The following is an 823-nucleotide window of genomic DNA, read 5'->3' on the forward strand; positions in this document are numbered from 1 at the left end:
GAGCTGAAGAACAAGACGATCATCACTGTGGCCACTACGGGCGCCTGGCCCACCAAGGCCAACAACCCCAACGTGCCCATGACCCCGGAGGAGATTTCCGAGGACGTGTACGCCTGCTGGAAGGCCGGCGCGGCCATCGCCCACCTGCACATGCGGGACGACGAGGGGCACGGCACCATGGACAAGGAGAAGTTCCGCAAGACCGTGGAGCTGCTGCGCGCCAACCACCCCGACTGCGACATCATCCTGAACATGACCACCTCCGGCGACATCCACGCCGACGACACCACCCGCCAGATCCACCTGAAGGAGCTGCGCCCCGAGATGGGTTCCTATGACTGCGGCTCCATGAACTGGCTGCACACCTCCCTGTTCCTCAACCCCCCTGCCTTCCTGGAGGAGCTGGGCAAGAACATGCAGGAGTGGGGCGTCAAGCCGGAGATCGAGGCCTTTGACCCGGGCATGATTGCCAACGCCGCCTACTACCTGAAGAAGGGCGTGCTGAAGGCCCCCCTTCACTTCCAGTTCTGCATGGGCTGCGCCAACGGCATCCCCGGCTCCCTGAAGAACCTGATCTTTATGAAGGAAACCATGGAGTCCCTGTGCCCCGGCTCCACCTGGAGCTGCTTTGGTGTGGGCCACTGCGCGTTGGAGATGCTGTACGGCGCTGTGGCGCTGGGCGGCCACATCCGCGTGGGCATGGAGGACAACGTGATGTACGCCAAGGGCGTTCTGGCCGAGAGCAACGTGCAGTTCGTGGAGCGCGCCCGCCGCGTCATCGAGGAGTACGGCAAGCAGGTCGCCACCCCCGCCGAGGCCCGCG

General features: G+C 64.5%; 1 protein-coding gene. It reads left to right on the top strand.

All coding sequences use genetic code 11. The features are described 5' to 3' along the window. Positions 1-823 (top strand): beta-keto acid cleavage family enzyme (locus tag HMPREF0372_RS12070; RefSeq protein ID WP_007492779.1); only part of this gene is annotated, 823 nt, incomplete at both ends.

Origin of the sequence: Flavonifractor plautii ATCC 29863, from assembly GCF_000239295.1 — a bacterium.
Lineage (GTDB): Bacteria > Bacillota > Clostridia > Oscillospirales > Oscillospiraceae > Flavonifractor > Flavonifractor plautii.